The sequence below is a fragment of the Thomasclavelia spiroformis DSM 1552 genome (genome assembly GCF_025149465.1).
GTDB classification, from domain to species: Bacteria; Bacillota_I; Bacilli_A; order Erysipelotrichales; family Coprobacillaceae; genus Thomasclavelia; species Thomasclavelia spiroformis.
Genome location: NZ_CP102275.1, coordinates 718,656 through 739,213, shown reverse-complemented (window position 1 = coordinate 739,213; position 20,558 = coordinate 718,656). Strand labels below are relative to the sequence as shown.

Genomic DNA, 20,558 nt, shown 5'->3' with positions numbered 1-20,558 from the left:
TTTATCTCCATACTATCATATTTTATCTATTTGGAGTACAATATAAGTATAAATAAACTTGGAGGAAGATTATGAGAGGAATATATTCGTCACTGACAAAAATTAGACGCAAAGTATTTGTTGAAGTGGCAAAACTTGCTTATGAAGGTAATGACTATAGTCGAATTGAAGATTTACCATATAAAATAATTCCTGGCGAGGTTGCTACTTACCGCGATAGTATTTTTTTAGAAAGAGCAATCGTTGGAGAAAGACTCCGTTTAACAATGGGCTTATCTTTACGACCAATTGATGAACCAGCCCCAATTTCTAAAGGAATTGAAGAAAGTATCATTGCTGATAAATATTATGAACCACCATTAATCAATATTATTAAATTTGCCTGTAACAAATGTGAAGAAAATAAATATGAGGTAAGTAATGGTTGTCAAGCATGTCTAGCCCATCCTTGTATTGAAATTTGTCCTAAAAATGCCATTAGTTTTAAAAATGGAAAAGCCTATATTGACCAAGATAAGTGTATAAAATGTGGATTATGTAAAAATAATTGTCCATATGATGCTATCTTAAAAAAAGAAAGACCATGTGCCAAAGCTTGTGGAATGAATGCAATTGAATCAGATGAATACGGTAATGCTCATATTAACTACGATAAATGTGTTTCTTGTGGAATGTGTTTAGTTAGTTGTCCATTTGGTGCTATTGCTGATAAAAGTCAAATTTTCCAATTGATTCAAGCAATCAAAAATGGTGATGAAATCATCGCAGCTGTTGCGCCTGCTTTCATTGGTCAATTTGGACCTAAAGTTACTCCTGAAGTATTAAAAAAAGCAATGCGTGAATTAGGATTTAAAGATGTTGTAGAAGTTGCTATCGGAGCAGATTTATGTACGATTGATGAAGCCAATGACTTTTTAGAAAAAGTTCCTGAAAAGCAACCATTTATGGCAACATCATGTTGCCCATCATGGTCAATGATGGCTAAAAAAGAATTTCCTGAATTTAAATCATATATTTCAATGGCATTAACTCCAATGGTATTAACAGCTAGACTAATCAAAGAAAAACATCCAAATAGCAGAGTTGTATTTATAGGCCCATGTGCTGCTAAAAAATTAGAGGCCTCAAGAAAATCTGTACGTAGTGAAGTAGACTTTGTTTTAACATTTGAAGAAGTAGGTGCCATGTTTGAAGCTAAAGGAATCGATCTTTCTACTTTAGAAGCTGATCCAAATGATTCTTTCACTCAAGCAAGTGGTGATGGTCGTGGATTTGCTGTAAGCGGTGGGGTTGCAAAAGCAGTTGTTAACTGTATCAAAGCTAAAAGACCTGATTATAATGTATTAGTAGAATCTGCTGAAGGATTAGAAAATTGTAAAAAAATGTTAAAGCTTGCTAAAAAAGGAAAATATGATGGTTATTTGTTAGAAGGAATGGCTTGTCCTGGCGGATGTGTTGCTGGTGCCGGTACTCTTTTACCAATTAATCGTGCTAGTAATGCGGTTAAAAAATATACAAGTACTTCAAAAACAATGAACGCTAATGATTCTGAGTATAAAGAGTATTTAGATTTATTAATTGAAAAATATAAATAGTTTTCATAATTAATTCATTTTTTGATAATAGAATATTATTTAGATATGATAGGAGGTATATTATGAAATGTCCCGTATGTAAAGATGTAACATTACTTATGTCTCAAAAAAATGGAATCGAAATTGATTATTGTCCTGAATGTCGTGGAATCTGGTTAGATCGTGGTGAATTGGATAAAATCATTGAAAGGGCTAACCATCAAGATTATTCTAATCACCATGATTCTAAATCAAGTAAACCAAAGAAAAAGAGTTCTGTTTTAAAAGATATATTTGAAATGTTTGGTGAATAGAAGCTAAGAAATTAGCTTCTTTTTTATAATTACATTCTATTTAATTTTTTTATGCATAGATTTATATGGGTGATAAAATGATCTATGTAAATATTATTAGTTTAATTATTTCTTTAGCCATAACTCCATTAAATAGTGTTAAACCGGTTGAATTTCAAGGTAAAAGTTATATTGTAATGGAAGCTAGTAATCAAGTTGTAATTGAAGGAAGTAATGAGGATTATATTCAAAGTGTTGCTTCAATTTCTAAAATAATGACATGCATTCTTGCAATTGAAAATATGGATTTAGATACAATTATTACAGTTGATGATACAATCAACAAAGCATGGGGTAGCGGGATTTATATACATATAGGTGATAAAATTAGTTTACGTGATCTTCTATATGGCTTAATGTTAAGAAGTGGTAATGATGCAGCTTTAATGATTGCAAAAGCAGTAGCTAAAGATGTTCCAAAATTTGTTGATATGATGAATGATAAAGCTAGAGAATTAGAACTTCATAATACTACTTTTTCTAATCCTACTGGATTAGATGAAGAAGATAATGGTAATCAATCAACTGTCTATGATATGGCTAGATTAATGGCTTATTGTCATCAAAATCCTATTTTTAATGAAATTGTTAAAACAAAGGAATATGTTCGTGAAGATGGTAATGGAACATGGCATAATAAAAATAAATTATTGACTAATTATAAGTATTGTATTGGTGGTAAAACAGGTTTTACTAAAAAAGCTCGTCGAACACTAATTACTATGGCGCGTAAAAATGGACTTGATTTGATTATTGTTACTTTTAATTGTGGTAATGATTTTGAGTTTCATCAAAAAAAATATGAGGAATGTTTTGATTTATTAGAAGAGACAAAGATTTTTTCTAGGGGAATTGTTGAATTTAAACAACAAAAGTATTATTTGGATTTAGATTTATTTGTTAATAAAAAAGATAGTGATAAAGTAGATGTTTCATTTGATAATAATGAAATTATTATTTCATTAAATAATCAACCAATTAGAAAACAAAAAGTTGTCCCTTATAATTTCTTTATTGGCTTTAAGATGGTTTTAAAGGATTTAATCTATGGCTAAGGTTTTTAAATATGGATTAGTTTTCTTTATCTTAGTCGCTTTTATAACTAATCATCAAGATGAAATGTTTAAAGCGATATTAGATTCCCCTAATCAAGTTTTTGATTTAATTAAAATTCTTGTTTTATCTGCTTGTTTATGGAATGGTTTTTTAAATATTATTAAAGCTTCAGGATTAATTAAACAATTATCTTTTTTATTAAAACCTATTTTAAAACTTATTTATGGTAAAGTAGTTGATGATAATCAAGTTTATTTATATTTATCAACTAATTTTATTGCAAATTTATTAGGTGTTGGATCTTTAGCTTCAATTAGTGGGTTAAAAGCAATGAAATCATTAACTAAATATCAAACTAATCCAAAAATACCATGTAAAGAAATGATGTTATTAGTTATTTTAAATACTACAGGATTATCAATTATTCCTACTACTATGATGACTTTAAGACAGAGTTATGGTAGTAAAGATATTTTAGGTTTTTTTGGTTATAGTATTGTAATTGGTTTAATTATTACAGTAATTGGAGTTATTGCAAGTAAGGTGATTGAACATTATGAATAGTATTATTTTAATTATTTTATTAGTTGCATTTATTGAAGCTATTTTTAAACATGTTGATATTTTTGAAGAGTTTATTAATGGGGTTAAAGAGGGAAGTAAGCTGTTATTAACGATTTTTCCTACTATGATGGCTTTTATGTTATGGGTAACTTGTTTTCAAAGTTGTGGGATTATAAATATATTAGAAAGTGTCTTTAAGAGTGTTTTTCAGGTTTTAAATATTCCAATTGATATTTTTATGATGATGCTTGTTAGACCTTTTTCATCTAATGGTTCTTTAAGTGTTTTAAATAATGTGTTTTTAAAATATGGTGTTGATCACCCTTATAGTATTCTTGGTTCAATTGTTCAAACAGGTAGTGATACAACGTTTTATGTTGTTACATTATATTTTGGCAGTATTAAATTACAAAATAATCGCTATGCTTTAAAATTAGGATTATGGCTGGATGCAATTGCTTGCTTACTTGCAATAATTGCCTTTTTGATATTTATAAAATAAATGATTAAAAAATAGATAATAAAATATCGTGGGGTGTGATACCCCCTTGATATAATAATATGGTCTAGTTCTAGTTATATAAATAATTATGAATAATGAATTATTGACTTTATTTGATATTAAAGATGATATTGTTGAATCTTTCACTATAGATAATATTGGTACCTATTATGAAATAAATATTAGATTCAAACCATCTATTGTATGCTGTCCTCATTGCGGTAGTATTCATTTTATTAGTAAAGGTACTCAAAAAAAAGGTTAGTGTCTACTCCTATTAATGATCAGCCTGTTAAAATGATTACCCATCTTAAAAGATATAAGTGTCTAGATTGTAACTCTTACTTCTTTGATACTAATCCTATCGCTTATGAGAACTGGTCTTTTACTAAAGTGGCTATTATATCTATTTTAAATAAATTAAAACCATATAACGCAACATATGCATCTATAGCTAGAATGTTCGGTGTTTCTACTACTAGAATTATAGATGTTTTTGATGCCTTTGTACGAATTAAAAGACATAATCTTCCTAAAATGATGCTAGTATATATTTAGGTCCAGTTAAATAGAGAAATGTCAATAAAATGAAAACAGTATTGATTAATACTGATAACAGATGTAATCTATATTAATCAATAATCAAATTATAAATAAGGGGTAGAGTTATATGGCTAAAAAGAAACAAATCGATAAACAATTTAAAATTGATGCTGTTAATTATAGGAAGCATCATCCTGAACTTACCATGGCTGAAGTAGCTAATAATCTTGGAATCTCATTAAGTTCTATTCATCGCTGGATTAAAGAATATTCATCAAACAGCGATGATGAAAGCAAGGTATTTAGAGGTTCTGGTAATTATTCCAGTGATGATGCTAAAGAACTGGCAAGATTAAAAAAAGAAAACAGGGATTTAAGAGACGCTGTTGAAATATTAAAAAAAGCTATGAACATTCTCAACAGCCAGTAAGTATTCTTTATAGAGCATTGGACGAATATATTGATAAAGATGCCGATTCTAATAAGGTTTCGATTAGAGCAGTAACCAAAATATTAAATATTTCCAGAAGCGGTTTTAAATCATGGAAGCATCGTAAAAAATCCCATCGGCAACTGCACAAAGAACGAATCAAAGAAATGATTCTAACTATTTATCATGAAAACAAAGAAATTTATGGAGCACCAAAAATCACCTATATCCTGCGGCAAAAAGGAATAAAGATAAGCATGAAAACAGTCAGTAATTATATGCGTGAGATGGGAATAAAAGCCTGCTATATAAAACACTGGACAAAAACAACGATTTCTAAAAATTTCACTGCAGATTTAAAAAATCTGCTTAAAAGAGAATTCAATCCAGACAGGCCAAATGCTTTCTGGTGTACAGACATAACCTATATCTGGACCTATGATGAGGGTTTTGTTTATTTAACAAGTGTAATGGATTTATATTCAAGAAAAATCATATCCTGGGTATTAACTAAAGATATGAAAGCCGAATCGATAATAGAAGCAATAAATATTGCAAAAGTACGAAGAAATATTGAAAAACCGCTTGTGATCCATAGCGACTATGCCGAAGAAAAAACTATACCGAAGTTTTGGATACGTCGGATGAAAATAGCCTAATTCTTCGGTATAGTATTCCTGTTAATCCAGACTATAAGGATCTTTTACTTTTATAGATTTTTTCCATAATTTTTCGCCTTTTGTTTCACCAAAAGTCTTATTCAGTGCTTCTGACATCATTTCTAATGTTGCGAATGCATAGAATCCAGTTGTTGTTGACATGCTTTCGTGTCCTAACAGCTGCATAATAAAAGGTAATGGTACACCATTTTTATATAAATCCATTGCTTTTGTTTTACGAATCATATGACAATGAACCTTTTTTGGTACTGATTCGTTTTTTTCTCTCGCTATTTTAACTGCCTGTTTTAAAATCAATGCAATGCTGTCAGTTGACAACTGGTGAGGTTTGTTGTCCAGGTTCGAATAAAATAAATACTCATCTATCGATTCATCATGAAATTCATCAAGATATTTTTTTAGATGACATACAGTTTTTGTGGTAAGTGGCACATTCCTCAATTTTTTTCCTTTCCCAATGACTGTTATATATGGACAGGAAACATCTAAATGCAGTGAAGAAACTTTAAGATCAGAAAGTTCCTGAACACGGCAGCCTGAATCATACATCAAGATAAGCAGCACCTGATTACGTCTATGCTTTTTAGTATCATTTCCATAAGCAGACAAAATAGCTTTAGTTGCCTCCGGTTTAAGATATTCTATAGGTTTTTTTATTGTTTTTTGACCTCTGATGGATTTGGCGTTATTGTAAAATACTGTCAATTCGAAATCTTCTTCAGAAGCATATTTCAAAAACGATTTCAATGCCGTCATTCTTAAATTGATGGTTTTTGGTGAAGCTTGATTATTTTTTAACCAGATAATATAATCTGTCATATTTTCTCTTGAAAATATTTCAAAAGTAATTTTATCATTGATGATGTGTTTTTCTTTATTGATAAAACGAAGATAAAGTTTTATCGATGTTTTATATGATTCGATTGTTTTATCAGATAAATTTCTTACCAGAGGCATGTATTCATGCAGGAAACTTCTGGCCAGTTTCCAAAATGAGTGGTCCTTTTTTCGATTATATTTCATCTTCTTCCACCTCCGGAATCAGTTCATTGCTTAATAAAGAAAGATCATTATATTTTGGAAAGAAATCAAGAATCAGATGAATATAATAATACGTACTTTCTAAATTTGAATGACCCATAAATGTCATAAGATAGGGTAGCTTGGCCATGACATCTTCATTATTTAATGACCATTTAAGGATATTTTTACATGCAAAGTGATGTCTTAAATCATATGCTCTTAGCTGGACTTCTGCATCTTTTCTCAAACCAGCCTGATCCCAAATTTTATTAAAGTATAGCGAAATAGAACCTGTCGGATAATAGCGATCAGCTATATCTGAAAAGAAGTATTTTCTGTTTGGAGTTATATGATTCATTATACAATGATATCTTCTAAAAAATTCAATAGATTCATCATTCATGAAAATTCTTCTATCACAATGTGTTTTGGATGCAATGATATCTATATATCCTAGGTCCAGATGAACATTCCTGGTTTCAAGTACGCGTGCTTCTTTACATCTTGTGCCAAAATAATATAAAAATCTAAATAATGCAGGCAGAACAGCAGAGAGTCTAATCGTATTGGCTGTTTTAGAATAAATATCAATCTGCTTAAAAAATTTTTGAAGTTCTTCATTAGAAAAAAGATATACGTTGCTTTTGTATCTGACGGCCTTATATTTGTCGCTTAATATATATGATATATTATCCTGACTGTTCATATATTTACCTAATTCTCTAATACATGACATATAACCCATATATTGAGATTTGCTGCGTTCTTTTTTGTGATGGATCCATCCTTCAACTGTTTCTTTTTCCAGATAACCATAATTTCCATGTTCCAGATTATACCTGTCAAAATCACATAAAGTCCATTCACCTGTTTTGTATATAATACCTATAGAATGTTTGAATTCAAGAAATAATATAATCTTGTCAGCTAGTCGGCTTTGAAATTTAGTCATCAATTTCACCACCAATTCCGATATCCCTCATTAAAAGAACGTATTCTTTTAATCTTTCTGAATCAGTAGATATATAGATGTTTGTTGAATTAGGATCCGAGTGCCCCAGTATCGATGAAATGGTTTCTAGTGAGACTCCTTTGTGTACAAGTGCAGAAGCGGTATTATGTCTTAAAAAGTGGATACCAAAAAATCTATCATCTTTGGTTATATTAGCTTTATTCATAATTTTATTAACTATTGTGTAACAGGCTGAATGATCAGCTAAAGGTTTGAAAGGTGGGAGGTGACTTACGAAGATGTTTTCATAATCACTTTTTTCACGTTCCTGAGTTATATATAGATACAAAGAATTTCCAATTTCTGTGTATAATGGAACGATAACTTGATTCCCAGTTTTTGACTGTATAAAATGGATACAGTCATTATGCCAGTCGATATCTGATAGTTTTAATGCTACTATATCACAGGCTCTTATACCTAAGATATAACCTAGTAGAAAAATAGATTTATCTCTATAGGTTACCAAGTCAGAATTTAACACTGCTTGAATTCTATTGTGCTCATCATTACTCAGGGTCAGTATGATTTTTTTTGTTCTTGGTAAACGAAGACCGCTAATCTGCTGTAGAAGATCATTTCTTTTGATAAATTTAAGGTATGAGCGCACGCCACTTATGACATATCTTTGTCTTTTTGGCTTGAAGGTCATGTGATGCTAGAATAAAAACTGTACCAGTTAAATGGAAGAACTAGCTAGTATATGATACAATGTCATAAGCTTAAATCAAAAATAGAAAAGGGGTATATGATGATGACTAAACCAACATTTACAGATGAATTTAAACAGGGAGTTGTTCAATATGTTTTAGAACATCCTGATGAATCTAAAGTAGCTATAGCTAAACAGTTTGGTATTGCTGATAGCACTGTTCATAAATGGCTTAAAGATGCCAGTAGTAATGACGGCGTAATTAATTCAAGAGGAAGCGGTAATTATTCAAGTGACGAAGCTAAAGAAATTGCCAGATTAAAAAAAGAACTGAAAGATACACAGGATGCTTTAGAAGTCCTAAAAAAGGCTATTGGCATACTGGGCAATTAACTAAGCAGGATCTTTATAAAAGGATAAAAGAAAAATCTAAAAAAGATAAACAGACTTCAGTTACCGGTATGCTAAAAAAATTACAACTGAGTAAATCAGGATATTATGAATATTTGAAAAGAAAACCATGTAAACAAAAAATCAGAAAAGCTAGAATCACAGAAAGAATCAAGAAAATCTATAAGGATTCAAAAGAAATATATGGAGCTCCTAAAATAACTGAAATACTAAAAAAAGAGGGAGAAAAAATAAGTGAAAAATATGTAGGAAACATAATGAGGGAAAACAATATTAAAGCTCATTATATCAAACCATATACAATAACAACAAAAGACTGTGATTTTTCAAATAAACTAAAAAATATTCTAAACCGAGATTTTAATCCAAAAGCACCAAATCAGGCATGGTGTACTGATATAACATATATCTGGACAGCAGATGAAGGATTTGTATATTTAACCAGTATAATGGATCTCTATTCAAGAAAAATAATAGCATGGACATTAAGCAAAACATTAGAAGTAGATGAAGTATTAAAATGTCTGGAAACAGCTAAAAAAAGAAGAAAAAGCGCAAAACCAATAGTAATCCATGCAGATCGCGGAGTGCACTATACATCGAAGAAATACAAAAGATTAACTAAGCAGATGAAAAGAAGCTATTCACAAAAAGGAACACCGTGGGATAATGCGTGTATAGAATCATATCATGCATTGATAAAAAGGGAATGGCTGAACAGATTTAAGATTATAAATTATAATCATGCATATAAGCTGGTATTTGAATACATAGAAGGATTTTATAATACAATAAGAGTACATTCACATTGTGATTATAAATCACCTAATGAATATGAGCATGATTATTTAATTAGTATCAATTAATTAAATTTCTTACATTTATGTGGTCCGAAATCTTGACATAGTACCAGTCATGAGAAAATTATAAATTAGCTCAACAGATAAATCATCTATTTCATATAGTTTATTATCAGATAAAAATTGCAAGAAAAGATAAGCGTAATAACTATAATTATGTTTGGTCGTTTCTTTGATATTTCGGTCATATATATAATTTTTATATGCCTCATATTCGCCTTGAAATCTTATTATATCATCGTCATATTTTTTACCCTTTTTAATAGACAAATCGAAATAACCATGTTCCAAATAAAAGTTTAGAAATCGTGTTAAACGACCTCTATCAAAATATCGATGGGCACTAAAATGGCCATTGATATAAATGTCAGCAGCGTACTCATTTCCCAATTCAAGAGTATATTCTTCACTGCCATGATTTTCACAAAAACGCCTTAAAACATTCAACTCTCTCCTGTACTTAGCTAACGTCTATTGTTTGTAATGATTCTTTTTCAAGAACATTAAGAGTTCTTCCGATAAATAAATCAAATTATTCATAATGTTATCCTCCTTATAAATAGGGTAACACTAGTTGTTTGGTACTAGAATACTATACCGAAGAATTAGGCTATTTTCATCCGACGTATCCAAAACTTCGGTATAGTTTTTTCTTCGGCATAGTCGCTACTATACCGAATTCGGTATAGTTCAGATCGTGGAGTGCAGTTTACAAGTGAAGAATATCAAAAAATAACGATGAAAATGGAAAGAAGCTATTCAGAAAAGGGAACTCCATGGGATAATGCGTGTATAGAATCGTTTCATTCACTGATAAAAAGAGAATGGCTAAATCGATTCAAAATAATGGATTATAGACAAACATATCAATTAGTATTTGAGTATATTGAGACATTTTATAACACAGTAAGAATTCATAATCATTGCGGTTATATGAGTCCAAATAATTATGAATCAGAATTTTTCAAATGTCGAAGTTAAATAGAAAAATTTCTATTTAACTGGTACTTTTTCTTGACATAGTACCATCCTTTATCATTAGAACTATAGCCAAGATGATTATTCATCTCTCCCTGAAGCATCGATTCAAAAAGAGGACCAAATAAATCTTTAAGCGCATTATTCATATCTTCTACAGATTTGGGATTATAAGTTTCCAGGATAGCTTGTGCTAAAGCAACTTTTTTTGGATTACGTTTTATTCTAGGCATTTCCATTCCTTCTTTCCTCCTAATTATACCATAAATAAAAATAAAATCTGTGAAGTTGAGCCGCGCGCTCTCAACTTACACAGATTATTTTACACTCTCAGTAACAAAATTAAAGTTACTATAACTATTTGTATCTTTAGAAGTAAAAATTCTGAGAAACTTTAAGAGTTTTTCAGAATTTTTTTCTACAATCTCGCTGTCCAATCGATAGTAAATAATTACAACTTCCTTATATTTATACGATCGAAAATATTGGCTAATACCATCTTCTCTTTAAATATATTTTTTAAATCAAACTACCATTGGTTGTCTAATTGCTGTATATAAACTTTAATGAAATATATATTTTCAACGCAAATTTTTTAAATTCTTTTGCATAGACACTACTAGTATGTATTGAATCAAAAAAATTTTTATCGACTAATAAATTGTATCTTTTACCCACTCTAAAATAAGTTTTTTGATTTATTCCCAGCTTATTTCATAATGCGATATATAGAGTGAATCTGCTAAGATAACTTTTAACTATACTTACTTAAATTCATTTGAATATTTTACTTTTCTTAGTATAAAAACTTCTTTTATCAACATTTAATTATTTATATCGTCTATTAGGAAATCACTATATTACAAGGTAATTTAGTTTCTTAACAATCTTTTCATTATAGCTTTCAGATTTTATTTTTTTACTCTTTCCCAAATAGTCTATCATTTGGCATACATCCAATTTCTAACATATAATCAATAAATGCACCACCAGATTCATTTTCAGGTAATGGGTTAACCCACTGACCATCAAATTCTCTTTGATACAAAGGCAGTGTTTCGTTATGATGAATTCCTGTTTCTGATACCGTTATTGCAATCTTTGTTCCAGCCGGAATAATATCTCGTAAAACGAATGATGAATTATATACTTTAGCATCGTATCTCAATCTATGTATTGAACAAGAATGATTATTAATTGATACTCTTGATGCATAAATTAAATCATTTTCATCATCATTCACACAATACGTATCAAAATTTTTCTGAAGTTTAGCTGTATCTAAATTTTCTTTATATTCATCACTTAGTATTGGTTCAGAATATCCATCAGTATATGATGTCATAATAAATCCATATTCAATCGACTTATCTTGATCAAGATATTTAATAGGAACAAGTGAACACCTTTTATCATATTCTGTAAGACGTACATACATAGCGTTTTTAGGTAAAACTGCTATCTGATTAAATGGGTCTGTAAAATATATACCTCTATCACTTGAATATTTTCCAAGTGAATATACACGCAATCCTTTTTCAGCTCTATTTACCATTAACATACCTTGCGAAGACTTCATTCCATTTGTAACATATACAATTTTTTCTTTTATATACTCTTTTTCAAGGTCGTCAGGAAAAAAAGTACATCCATCAACCCCCGATACAGCTACTTTGTCTATAGTTACTTTACCTTCGCCATTTCCAATTGTAATATCTGTAGCAAATTGATCAAATGACCATGTTTTAGGCATAGTATATCCAAGATTGCCACTATACCCATATGAAGAATCAGATATAAATAAACGACCAACTTCTGGATATGTATCCCTTACAGTAGCACATACATTTCTAGTACCATACACTCCAATTTGAAAATCATTCGCATCTTTTTTTATTGTATCAACAATTGCTTTAAAATATGGTAAAATATTACTTTTTATTTGAGTATCAGTAGCATCAAAATCAACTGCAAAATAAATTGGAACAAAAGAACTGTATCCAAGATTTTTAACAGCAGCTATTGCACTAGTAGCATTTTGAATTCCCGTAGAGAAATTAAATCTTTCTACACTATTACCGGATTCTTGAAAAATTAAAAACAATTTTAATCCGGCATTAAGAATATTATTGACTTCTGTTTTTGTTAGTGCTTTATCTAATGTTCCTCCTGGTGTGTTACTCACATAACGACCAACATAGCGATAACCATTATCTACAAGTGTTTGAATTTGTGTAGGAGTTAGTTTAGTTGCAGTATCACATCCAATTGCAGGTCTACTTGTATCGCCATTACTACTCATTAATGATCTGATTACACTATAGCCGACTGTATTTATTGGTTTAGAAATTAACATTTCTTTTGCAAATTTATTACATGTATAGTTGATATTAGTATCATAAATTGATGATGAGATATCTACATTATAACCATTACAAACTAATGAATATCTAATTAATCTAACAATATTATCTGAATTGCCAATATTAAAAACTTTTTCTTTACATCTAGCTACTGTTGTTGGTCCCCATGTACCTGTAGCAGATTCTTTAGAAATACCTAACTCTTTTTGTAATGCATAAATTAGCATCTTATTCATTTCACGATTGTATAAACCATCACATGGACTAATTTGATAATACATATAATAATCACGATTTAATTTTTGTTGAACACTCCTAATAATTTTTTTACCTCCAGATACAGTTGAAAACGCACTCATATCTAATAAAGCCCTCATAAAATCTTTATTCATATTACCATTGCCACCAATTCCAGTAGCCTCTTTAAAGCGTTTTACTGCTGCTGAAGTTCTAGAACCATAATTTCCATCGAATCCTCCAGGATTAAAACCTTTACACCACAAGCCACCTTGAACAATATATACTAAATTACCAGTATCACCTTCATTAATATCAGGACATTTATCATATGTTGAAGGACCAAAACTATTACTTGTTGAAGTGATACCTTCTTCGATTTGTAATGCTCGCCTTAATCCATAAATAGTATCCCATCCAGTGATACCATCCTCAGTTACTCTGTTAAAACGACTATCATCTCCATATGTTAAATTAAGCCATTGTTGTGTTTTTAAAACCATTGTATCCATATTAATTTCTCCTATCTATATTTGAATTTGTAGAATTTATACCGGTATTTTCTACAACTTAAATATAAATTTATTTAAGAGCACAATAGTTCAATTATTAAGTAATCAGTATCAATTATATATACAAATCATTTTATTTATATAATCACTAACAAATATATAATTCAATACATATAAAATGTTACTCTAATTATTCAAAATATTAATCTCAAAATTTTCATATCTTTTATTATATTGAATAATTCTTATCTTTATACTGTTTCTCTACCATATTTATTAATTTTAAAATCTATAATTAATTAAAAATTTCATCAGAAAAGTGATGATTTAATAGTTCCAAAATTTTTTAATATTAATTATTGGATTATTACTTATTTTTTCTTTATACAATTATAGGGGGAATTAATCCCCTAGTTTACTTTATAAATGTCATATAATATCCTTGTATAAATAAAATAATAATTATACATGGTAAAATATATTTTAAATAATTTTTTGTCCATTTAGGAAATTTAAGTCCTTTACCAGTATCTGCTTCTTTAATAAAATTATCAAAATTCCAACCATATCTAGTCGTACAGAAAATCAAATATGCTAGTGATCCTAATGGTAAGAAATTATATGTTACTAAAAAGTCTTCAAAATCTTGAATTGTTGTACCGGCACCAAGTGGAGCAATATCACTTAAAATATTAAATCCTAGAGCACATGGCAGTGATAAAATTAAAATTACAATCAAATTAATAATTACTGCTTTTTTTCTGCTCCAATTAAATAAATCCATTGCAAAACAAATAATATTTTCAAATACTGCAATAATTGTTGATAATGCCGCAAAACTCATAAATACAAAAAATAACATTCCCCAGACTTGCCCTAACCACATCTCATTAAAAATACTAGGCAAAGTAATAAATACTAAACCTGGTCCACTTCCTGGATTTACACCAAAAGCAAAACAAGCAGGAAAAATAATCAATCCAGAAAACAAAGCTACTAAAGTATCTAGAGTACATACACTAATAGTTTCACCTAATAAACGATGACTTTTATCAATATAACTACCAAAAATAGCGATTGCACCGATTCCTAAACTAAGTGTAAAAAATGCCTGTCCCATAGCAGCAAAAATTATTTCCACTAAACCATATTTTTGAATTGCTTCAAAATTTGGAATTAAGTAAAACGCTAAACCTTCACCAGCCCCTGGTAATGTTACAGCTCTTACAACCAAAATCAAAATAATAAATAAAAGTGAACACATCATCACTTTAGTAATTTTTTCAACACCATTTTTTAATCCTAATGAACAAATTCCAAATCCTAAGAAAACAACAACTACCATCCAAAATATTTGTAATATTGGATCTTGTAGTGAATTATTAAAAATACTTTCTACTTGCTGAGGTGTCGTTCCAATAAAATCTCCTTTTGCCATCTTTATAAAATAAGATAACATCCAACCACCAACAGTAGTATAGAACATCATTAAAACATAATTACCTAATGCTTGAAACTTACCAATCCCACTCCAAATTTTTTTATCTGGCTTCAATGTATTAAAAGCTAACACAGCACTTTTTTGACTTGCACGACCAACTGCAAATTCCATAGTCATTATTGGTGCCCCTAGGGCAACCAAGAAAAACAAATAAATCAATACAAATAAAGCTCCGCCATATTGTCCAACAATATATGGAAATCGCCATACATTTCCTAAACCAATTGCACAACCAGCAGAGATTAAAATAAATCCTAATCTTGACGAAAATTTTTCTCTCTCTTTCATTTTTACAACCCTTCTTAAAAATATTATCAGGTTAATTTTAGCCTACTGTTTAACAAATTTCAACAAATTATCAAAACCACATATTATTTTATATATTTTCGTTTTTTATATAATCGATAATCGGTTCTATATATTTTCGATCAGTCCAATCACATTTCTTTCCTTTAGCTAAAACTAATGCTTTCATCCACGGTTCATAAGTCTCTGGATCCTTTTTAGCAATTGCTTTTTGTAATAATTTACACAAACTACGATCTTTAAAACTCATTTTACTTTCATCCCATGTTCCCCTACCATAAAATATCGGTATATCTTTTAAATCATCTTTTAAATTATAGGCTTTAATTTCATCAAATGCTTTTTTATCATAAGGTGAAGCTCCCACACAAAAAATAATCACCTTTTTATTTTTTAACTCTGCATAATTTTTTTTCAATACTTTTAAGCCTGATATACCACTAGCATATATTGCTGAAGCAAATATAACTAATTCATATTTATCAAACATTCCCTTTTGATAATCTTTTATATCAAAAACATCACAAGCTATTTCTTTTTTTAACATATAAGCATATTTTTTTGTCGCCCCATATTTTGATTTATACAATATTAATATTTTATTCATCGTCATCACCTCTATATAACTAATTATAACATTTATACGAATAATAAAAAACACGGATAAAATTATCCGTGTTTATAAAGTACATACATTTCTTAATTGATTATTTTTAAAACCTTCAATATTTAAACATACTTCATCGATTACACGATTACGTGTTTCAACCGGTGCCCAAGCAATGTGTGGTGTCATAATTAATTTAGTAGCATCATTGATTTGTAACAATGGACTATCATCATTAAATGGTTCATTTTCAAACACATCTAATCCGGCTCCAGCTAATTGATAATTTTTTAGAGCCTCAACTAAATCTTTTTCATTTACAATCTTTCCTCTTCCTACATTAATAAGATATGCTGAAGGTTTCATTTTAATAAACGCATCATGATTAAAAAGATTTTCAGTTTGTTTATTCAATGGTGCATGAATTGAAATAATGTCACTAGTTTTTAACAACGTATCAAAATCTACTTGTTTATAAGCTTGATGGTTATTTTTCCCACTTGTTGAATAGTATTGAACATTGCAATCAAAAGCACTAGCAATACTAGCTACTTTTTGGCCAATTTCACCCATTCCTACAATTCCCCAAGTTTTATTAGCTAATTCATTAAATGTATAACCTAAATGTGTAAACATTGAGCTAGATGAGTAATTTCCTGAAGCAATATAATGATGATAATAATGGGTTTTATTATAAAGATCTAGAAGTAATGCAAATGTGTGTTGAGCAACTGCATTAGTTGAATAGCTTTTAACATTGCATACAGTAATCATATTTTCTTTACAATATTCTAAATCAATATTATTTACACCTGTTGCTGTTACGCAAATTAATTTTAATTTTATACAGTTTTTTAACTGTTCTTTGCCTAATAGATGTTTATTAGTAATTACAACATCAGCATCTTTAATTCGATCAGGAATATCTTTTTTATCAGTTTGTTGATAAATTGTCACTGCTCCAAATTTATTAAGTTTACTAAGATCTACATCTTTACCTAAAGTTTCGCTATCTAAAAACACAATTTTAAAATCTTCTTGGATCATGTTTACAATCTCATCTAAACTTTTACCAGCTAACATTTCACCTAGTAAAATTGCTTCATTTAAATCTAAAATCTTTGAAGTATTACAGTTTCCACTCATTACTCCTTCATTTATTTCAAAATTTAAATCTTTATTTAATAATGAAATTCCTAAACTACGATTAGTAATTTCATCCATATTTTTAATATCCTTTAAAACCTTATTCGTAAAATCTTTATCCTTTTCATTACAAGCTTTAATACACTTTGTAAAGTCTTTAAACTTTCCAACTTCTTCTCTAAAAATATCATTATACAATAATGGTAAAACAACATTATATACATCCATCGGAACCGAACCATATCCTTTTGTAAAACAATACAATATTGCACTACCTAATTTTTCATCTTTCATTCCATCTACTAACTTCATCTTTTTCTCCTAAAACATATTTACTATAATTCTTTGACGATCTTGTAAAGTCATATCATCATAAATAATAAAACAATATTTAAAACGTTTATAACGATGATCATATTTTAATACATTATAACTTAAATAACGACTATCACTTTCTTTAGCGCCACTTCCGCAAGAAGAACCAGCAGCAATAACATACATACCATCATGATTAGTAAAAAATGGTAAATGTTTATGTCCATGTAAAACATATTGAATTTGATGTTTTCTAAACCACTCAATTAAATCTTGACTATCTACTAGTGCTTTAGAACTATCCATTATTTTTCCCACAAACATTTTTTCACGCCATCTTTGTTTTAAAAACTCATCTCGGGTAATTGGAAATAAATGATGATGTAACATTGCTACCATCGTGTAATCTTTTAGATTTTTAATACTTGCTAATTCTTCATCAATATTATCTAATTGCTTTTTACCAACTTTTCCTCTTGCTAAATTTCCTTCTACTGTGGAATCTATTTTGATTAAAATAATCTTTTCTTTTTCAAATACTTTAATACTTTCATTCAACAAAAAAGCAATCACTTTACTTTTTTGTCTTTTAAAAATATTAAAACCATTAACTATTACATCATGATTACCTAAAATAAAAGAAACATCTCCGCTATATTTATTTTTTAATAACTTCATAAAGTTAGATGCTTCATACATATTTTTACGATTAGGCGAATTCATTAAATCTCCAGTAATTAAAAATTTCAATGAATAATATGATCGTAATTGTTTAAACGTTTCATCTAAACTTTTTTCTAAAGCTAGACAACCTTTATTTTTCTTTTTATTTCCTAAATGTAAATCACTAAGTTGTATAAAATAACTATCGTATGGACTTAGATATCTACTTGAAAAGATAGTATCTTGTTTTATTTTAAACATTGCATCTTGAATGTCTTTTATCGTGTATACAGGCAAAAAAGACCAATTGTCACCTTTAAATATTAAAAGACCCGGCCAACGATCAATTTGATATAATGCATTTATAAAATGCCTATATGGTCCATAAAATGATAAATCATCTTTTTTTAATAAGCTATGACAATTAATAACACTTACTTTATCACTACTTAAATCTTTAACAATTTGTGATGAAGTCAAATAAACATTAATAGTATCACTGTAATCAAAACTAGACAATACAACAATTTGATATTTATTTCTTTCTGTATTAATATATTCCATTAACTCATCTAAGTATTTAGGATCAATTTTATCTATTATCTGATCTTTATTTTTAGCTTTGCAAATAGCATTAAAAGCATCATAACCTATATTTTCAATGGCATTTAGATTAATGTTGCGTTTACGCATCCATTTTCTAAATTGACATAATCCACGATATCCATCAAGAATGCGAGTAAAATAAGTAAAGCTATTATCGAAAATTAGATTCAAATAGCAATTGATCAAATCATATTCATTCATTTCATCGCCTCCTAGTTATATTATACCGCAAGAAAAGAAAAAGCCTATAAAAATATAGGCTTTTTTAAAATTTCAGATTTCTTGGTGTTCTTGGGAAAGGTTCAACGTCACGAATATTTTGCATACCTGTTAAATACATTAAGAAACGATCAAAGCCTAAACCAAATCCTGCATGCTTACATCCACCATATCGACGTAAATCCATATACCATTGTAAGTTGTCTTTAGTCATATTTTTTTCATCCATGATTTTTTCTAAGACATCATATCTTTCTTCACGTTGACTACCACCTACTAATTCTCCGATTCCTGGAACTAATAAGTCACAAGCGGCAACTGTTTTATTATCATCATTTAAACGCATATAAAATGCTTTGATTTCTTTTGGATAATCAGTTAAAAATACTGGACCTTTAACTACTTGTTCACAAATATAACGTTCATGTTCACTATTTAAATCCATTCCCCATGAAACTTTATTTTTAAACTTAACATCAGCCTTTTCTAAAATTTCAATTGCTTCAGTGTATGTCATACGTTTAAAATCGCTATTTCTAACTTTAGTAATACGATTAATACAATCTTTATCAATCATTGATGCAAAGAAATTCATTTCTTCTGGAGCATTATCTAAAACATAGTCAATACAATATTTAACCATATCTTCAATCAAATCCATATCATCTTCAAGATCTGCAAAAGCAATTTCAGGCTCAATCATCCAAAATTCACTAGCATGTCTTGAAGTATTTGAATTTTCTGCTCTAAAAGCAGGCCCAAATGTATAAACATCTCTAAATGCCATAGCAAAAGCTTCAACATGTAATTGACCAGTAACTGTTAAAAAAGCTTCTTTTTCAAAAAAGTCATCTTCAAAGTTTGTTCCATCAATAGTTGTAGCTCTAAACATTTCTCCAGCACCTTCACCGTCATTACTTGTAATGATTGGTGTATGTACATACACAAACCCTTGTGATTGGAAAAATTCATGAATCGCCATTGATAAAACACTACGTAATCTAAAAATAGCATAAAAAGTATTAGCTCTAGGTCTTAAATGAGGAATTTCTCTCATATATTCAAAAGAATGACGTTTCTTTTGTAATGGGAAATCTTCATCACAACGACCTTCAATTTCGATTTCAGTTGCTTCTACTTCAAAAGGTTGTTTTCCTTCAGGAGTTAATTTTAATTTTCCAACAACTCTAATTGCACTCCCTGTTGACAATTTATCAATTTCTGCATAATTATCAATTCCTTGTTCAGTATAAACAATTTGTAAATTTTTAAAATATGTACCATCATTTAAAGCAATAAAACCTAGTTTACCACTATTTCTATTAGTACGAACCCAACCCTCAAGTTCAACATATTCATACCCTTCTAAATCCATCATTTGATTACTTAAAAACATTTCATATAATTCTCTAACCGTTATAAATTCAAACATATTAATCCTCCTA

The 20,558-nt window shown here is 29.1% G+C and carries 21 protein-coding genes and 1 pseudogene; 11 read left to right on the top strand and 11 right to left on the bottom strand.

The genetic code is table 11. From position 1 onward, the window contains the following. Positions 1-71: 71 nt before the first annotated feature. From NQ543_RS03260 to NQ543_RS03225, 8 genes are all read left to right on the top strand, one after another. The gene (locus NQ543_RS03260; RefSeq protein WP_004610270.1) at positions 72-1,595 is read left to right on the top strand and encodes a 4Fe-4S dicluster domain-containing protein; all 1,524 of its coding nucleotides are present in this window, start codon (positions 72-74) and stop codon (positions 1,593-1,595) included. Between the two features lie 62 nt (positions 1,596-1,657). Then, complete coding sequence (locus NQ543_RS03255; RefSeq protein WP_004610269.1) at positions 1,658-1,888, top strand: TFIIB-type zinc ribbon-containing protein; 231 nt, start codon at positions 1,658-1,660, stop codon at positions 1,886-1,888. A gap of 77 nt (positions 1,889-1,965) precedes the next feature. Beyond that, on the top strand, positions 1,966-2,982 hold the full coding sequence (locus NQ543_RS03250; protein WP_039904488.1) for a D-alanyl-D-alanine carboxypeptidase family protein: 1,017 nt from the start codon (positions 1,966-1,968) through the stop codon (positions 2,980-2,982). Continuing rightward, a complete protein-coding gene (locus NQ543_RS03245; protein WP_004610267.1) occupies positions 2,975-3,547 on the top strand; it encodes a nucleoside recognition domain-containing protein in 573 nt (190 codons plus the stop codon). Before NQ543_RS03250 ends, NQ543_RS03245 begins: the two co-directional genes overlap by 8 nt. Continuing rightward, the gene (locus tag NQ543_RS03240) at positions 3,540-4,049 is read left to right on the top strand and encodes a hypothetical protein (RefSeq protein WP_004610266.1); all 510 of its coding nucleotides are present in this window, start codon (positions 3,540-3,542) and stop codon (positions 4,047-4,049) included. The genes NQ543_RS03245 and NQ543_RS03240 overlap by 8 nt, the downstream gene beginning before the upstream one ends. A gap of 393 nt (positions 4,050-4,442) precedes the next feature. Further along, entirely contained in the window at positions 4,443-4,607 is a 165-nt protein-coding gene (locus NQ543_RS03235; RefSeq protein WP_154645960.1) for a hypothetical protein, read from the top strand. A 112-nt stretch (positions 4,608-4,719) separates the two neighbouring features. Next, entirely contained in the window at positions 4,720-5,022 is a 303-nt protein-coding gene (locus tag NQ543_RS03230; protein ID WP_004610048.1) for a transposase, read from the top strand. Between the two features lie 17 nt (positions 5,023-5,039). Further along, positions 5,040-5,681: an IS3 family transposase gene (locus NQ543_RS03225; RefSeq protein ID WP_004610263.1), complete on the top strand. Its 642-nt coding sequence runs from the start codon at positions 5,040-5,042 to the stop codon at positions 5,679-5,681. Positions 5,682-5,702: 21 nt separating this feature from the next. On the opposite strand, the gene NQ543_RS03220 is transcribed toward NQ543_RS03225, so the two are convergent. The 3 genes from NQ543_RS03220 to NQ543_RS03210 are packed head-to-tail and all read right to left on the bottom strand — an operon-like array spanning position 5,703 to position 8,389. Beyond that, a complete protein-coding gene (locus NQ543_RS03220; protein WP_004610262.1) occupies positions 5,703-6,725 on the bottom strand; it encodes a tyrosine-type recombinase/integrase in 1,023 nt (340 codons plus the stop codon). Continuing rightward, positions 6,715-7,677 carry a tyrosine-type recombinase/integrase gene (locus NQ543_RS03215; protein ID WP_004610261.1) on the bottom strand — a complete coding sequence of 321 codons (963 nt, stop codon included), beginning with the start codon at positions 7,675-7,677 and terminating at the stop codon, positions 6,715-6,717. Before NQ543_RS03215 ends, NQ543_RS03220 begins: the two co-directional genes overlap by 11 nt. Continuing rightward, on the bottom strand, positions 7,670-8,389 hold the full coding sequence (locus NQ543_RS03210) for a tyrosine-type recombinase/integrase (RefSeq protein WP_004610260.1): 720 nt from the start codon (positions 8,387-8,389) through the stop codon (positions 7,670-7,672). Before NQ543_RS03210 ends, NQ543_RS03215 begins: the two co-directional genes overlap by 8 nt. 51 nt (positions 8,390-8,440) lie before the next feature. Between NQ543_RS03210 and NQ543_RS03205 the strand changes: the two genes are divergently transcribed. Together NQ543_RS03205 and NQ543_RS03200 are read left to right on the top strand one after the other, a co-directional pair. Then, on the top strand, positions 8,441-8,782 hold the full coding sequence (locus tag NQ543_RS03205; RefSeq protein WP_004609083.1) for a transposase: 342 nt from the start codon (positions 8,441-8,443) through the stop codon (positions 8,780-8,782). Beyond that, positions 8,707-9,666, top strand: a complete 960-nt coding sequence (locus NQ543_RS03200) for an IS3 family transposase (RefSeq protein ID WP_333790947.1) — start codon at positions 8,707-8,709, stop codon at positions 9,664-9,666. The genes NQ543_RS03205 and NQ543_RS03200 overlap by 76 nt, the downstream gene beginning before the upstream one ends. A gap of 15 nt (positions 9,667-9,681) precedes the next feature. On the opposite strand, the gene NQ543_RS03195 is transcribed toward NQ543_RS03200, so the two are convergent. After that, a complete protein-coding gene (locus NQ543_RS03195) occupies positions 9,682-10,107 on the bottom strand; it encodes a hypothetical protein (protein WP_004610259.1) in 426 nt (141 codons plus the stop codon). 255 nt (positions 10,108-10,362) lie between these two features. Here NQ543_RS03195 and NQ543_RS03190 point away from each other — a divergent pair, with 255 nt between their 5' ends. Continuing rightward, complete coding sequence (locus NQ543_RS03190) at positions 10,363-10,641, top strand: integrase core domain-containing protein (protein ID WP_004610258.1); 279 nt, start codon at positions 10,363-10,365, stop codon at positions 10,639-10,641. Positions 10,642-10,688: 47 nt separating this feature from the next. On the opposite strand, the pseudogene NQ543_RS03185 reads toward NQ543_RS03190, so the two are convergent. From NQ543_RS03185 to asnS, 7 genes and pseudogenes are all read right to left on the bottom strand, one after another. Next, a pseudogene (locus NQ543_RS03185) lies at positions 10,689-10,871 on the bottom strand (IS256 family transposase); the annotation flags it as partial. 686 nt (positions 10,872-11,557) lie between these two features. After that, a complete protein-coding gene (locus NQ543_RS03180) occupies positions 11,558-13,750 on the bottom strand; it encodes a glycoside hydrolase domain-containing protein (protein WP_004610256.1) in 2,193 nt (730 codons plus the stop codon). 415 nt (positions 13,751-14,165) lie between these two features. After that, positions 14,166-15,539 (bottom strand): sodium-dependent transporter, encoded by a 1,374-nt coding sequence (locus tag NQ543_RS03175; protein ID WP_004610255.1) that lies wholly within the window; start codon positions 15,537-15,539, stop codon positions 14,166-14,168. 88 nt (positions 15,540-15,627) lie between these two features. Then, complete coding sequence (locus NQ543_RS03170) at positions 15,628-16,164, bottom strand: flavodoxin domain-containing protein (RefSeq protein ID WP_004610254.1); 537 nt, start codon at positions 16,162-16,164, stop codon at positions 15,628-15,630. A gap of 72 nt (positions 16,165-16,236) precedes the next feature. After that, positions 16,237-17,622 carry a D-2-hydroxyacid dehydrogenase gene (locus tag NQ543_RS03165; protein WP_004610253.1) on the bottom strand — a complete coding sequence of 462 codons (1,386 nt, stop codon included), beginning with the start codon at positions 17,620-17,622 and terminating at the stop codon, positions 16,237-16,239. Between the two features lie 9 nt (positions 17,623-17,631). Next, complete coding sequence (locus NQ543_RS03160; RefSeq protein WP_039904485.1) at positions 17,632-19,095, bottom strand: metallophosphoesterase family protein; 1,464 nt, start codon at positions 19,093-19,095, stop codon at positions 17,632-17,634. A gap of 64 nt (positions 19,096-19,159) precedes the next feature. After that, entirely contained in the window at positions 19,160-20,545 is a 1,386-nt protein-coding gene (gene asnS, locus NQ543_RS03155) for an asparagine--tRNA ligase (RefSeq protein WP_004610251.1), read from the bottom strand. Positions 20,546-20,558: the final 13 nt, after the last annotated feature.

Excerpts from the sequence above, each read along its gene's own strand:
- NQ543_RS03260 (WP_004610270.1), top strand. The coding sequence starts at position 72 with ATGAGAGGAATATATTCGTCACTGACAAAAATTAGACGCAAAGTATTT.
- NQ543_RS03255 (WP_004610269.1), top strand. The coding sequence starts at position 1,658 with ATGAAATGTCCCGTATGTAAAGATGTAACATTACTTATGTCTCAAAAA.
- NQ543_RS03250 (WP_039904488.1), top strand. The coding sequence starts at position 1,966 with ATGATCTATGTAAATATTATTAGTTTAATTATTTCTTTAGCCATAACT.
- NQ543_RS03245 (WP_004610267.1), top strand. The coding sequence starts at position 2,975 with ATGGCTAAGGTTTTTAAATATGGATTAGTTTTCTTTATCTTAGTCGCT.
- NQ543_RS03240 (WP_004610266.1), top strand. The coding sequence starts at position 3,540 with ATGAATAGTATTATTTTAATTATTTTATTAGTTGCATTTATTGAAGCT.
- NQ543_RS03230 (WP_004610048.1), top strand. The coding sequence starts at position 4,720 with ATGGCTAAAAAGAAACAAATCGATAAACAATTTAAAATTGATGCTGTT.
- NQ543_RS03220 (WP_004610262.1), bottom strand. The coding sequence starts at position 6,725 with ATGAAATATAATCGAAAAAAGGACCACTCATTTTGGAAACTGGCCAGA.
- NQ543_RS03215 (WP_004610261.1), bottom strand. The coding sequence starts at position 7,677 with ATGACTAAATTTCAAAGCCGACTAGCTGACAAGATTATATTATTTCTT.
- NQ543_RS03210 (WP_004610260.1), bottom strand. The coding sequence starts at position 8,389 with ATGACCTTCAAGCCAAAAAGACAAAGATATGTCATAAGTGGCGTGCGC.
- NQ543_RS03205 (WP_004609083.1), top strand. The coding sequence starts at position 8,441 with ATGATACAATGTCATAAGCTTAAATCAAAAATAGAAAAGGGGTATATG.
- NQ543_RS03180 (WP_004610256.1), bottom strand. The coding sequence starts at position 13,750 with ATGGATACAATGGTTTTAAAAACACAACAATGGCTTAATTTAACATAT.
- NQ543_RS03175 (WP_004610255.1), bottom strand. The coding sequence starts at position 15,539 with ATGAAAGAGAGAGAAAAATTTTCGTCAAGATTAGGATTTATTTTAATC.
- NQ543_RS03170 (WP_004610254.1), bottom strand. The coding sequence starts at position 16,164 with ATGAATAAAATATTAATATTGTATAAATCAAAATATGGGGCGACAAAA.
- NQ543_RS03165 (WP_004610253.1), bottom strand. The coding sequence starts at position 17,622 with ATGAAGTTAGTAGATGGAATGAAAGATGAAAAATTAGGTAGTGCAATA.
- NQ543_RS03160 (WP_039904485.1), bottom strand. The coding sequence starts at position 19,095 with ATGAATGAATATGATTTGATCAATTGCTATTTGAATCTAATTTTCGAT.
- asnS (WP_004610251.1), bottom strand. The coding sequence starts at position 20,545 with ATGTTTGAATTTATAACGGTTAGAGAATTATATGAAATGTTTTTAAGT.